Consider the following 1462-nt stretch of genomic DNA (forward strand, 5'->3'; position numbering starts at 1 on the left):
TAGTTGGAGAAAATATTGGACAATTTAAATTAGAACATGTTGTAAAAAGGGGATATTTTATATCATCAAAAACATATTGCTTAATCACAGACGAAAATAAAGTTATTATTAAAGCTAAAGGTGTTGACTCAGATTCATTAACTGTAGATAGCTTCGTTGATTTATACAAAGGTAGTATTGTTGAAGGAGATAAGTTGAGTAAAACAGTTGATTGAAGTGAAGGTTCAGTTATATTAGAGAATTCAAAAACAAAATTATCACCGGATTCATATACAAAAAGAATAAAAGTGTTTATAAATGGTAAATGAGTTGATACTAAACCTATTAAGATCAATGATATTTCACATAGCCTTCGAATATATAATCCCCTTGAGTATTCTTTGATAATATATCCTTCAGTAGAACATTCTTTGATAATATATCCTTCAGGTGAAGATTCTAAAACCATCGAAGCAGTAATACCATATATACCTCCTAAAGCTTTTTTAGTACTTTTTGTCCGAAGGTTGTGGGAAGCTCCCAAAATGGACATAATACGATTAATGCAAGCAATGGGGGGTAGTAATGAATACAAACTCTTCCGGCGCAGCCTGATAAGTTTAAGTAATATTAATCAGCGTAGCCTCGATAGATATTTTACCACGATGAAGCCATATTTTCGGGGCAACAGCCTTCGGATAAAAGGTGAGACTTATTTTAAGTCGACGATTTGCTTACTGTCGGTGCAGCAGCCTTCGGATAAAAAAATCTTTTTGGGTACGCAGTCGAAGGATCAAGCCTGGTGTAGTCGTCTAGGTGTTGTGGGTAATAGGATCACTCGTAATATATTTTTATTATTATTACGTTGAGTGAGAGAATTATTATTAATAATCTTAAGTTTTTTGTTTATATCTTTTTTTGGGGATATCGACATTCAATATCTGAATCCTAATCCTCCTGTGGATAATCAGACTACGCCGTTATTTAATACATCTCTTGATACTATCGAGAGTGTGGGTAAAAAAGAAGTCTCTAAATCGGTATTATCTTTTAAATTTAAAGGTAGAGATATTGTATTCGGACGGAAAGGGTTACCTTGGTGTGGTTCATCGATTACGACAGAGGCTTCACCACCAACATATGGGGTAAATTATAAAAACACGGTTAGTTCTGGCTTACATCAGGTAGAATTTAATAATAATTTTGATAATGTTATACATGAAATTTTAGATAAGAAAATTAAGGGTGAAGTAAGATTCAATAGTTCCGAAGATATTGTTATATTCTCTAAGAATTATTTATTGAATGAGAGGGAAGCTCTAAATAATAATTATCTTAAACCTAAAAATTATATACGTAATTATATTGAAATACTTAATAAAATAAAAAAACTTAAATTCGAAAATCCTTGTTTGTATGATTTACTTATTCAGAATACACCAGAACCTTCACTGCGTAGCCGCCTAAATGTTGTTTCTAATAC

2 protein-coding genes are annotated in these 1462 nt (G+C 31.8%); both read left to right on the forward strand.

The features are described from left to right. A partial coding sequence (locus ABEB00_RS35910) for a hypothetical protein (RefSeq protein WP_345624930.1) occupies positions 1-215 on the forward strand: 215 nt, incomplete at its 5' end. A 633-nt stretch (positions 216-848) separates the two neighbouring features. Next, the coding region (locus ABEB00_RS35915) for a hypothetical protein (RefSeq protein WP_345624931.1) at positions 849-1462 on the forward strand (614 nt) is incomplete at its 3' end.

The organism is Streptomyces ziwulingensis (assembly GCF_039542605.1).
GTDB lineage: Bacteria > Actinomycetota > Actinomycetes > Streptomycetales > Streptomycetaceae > Streptomyces > Streptomyces ziwulingensis.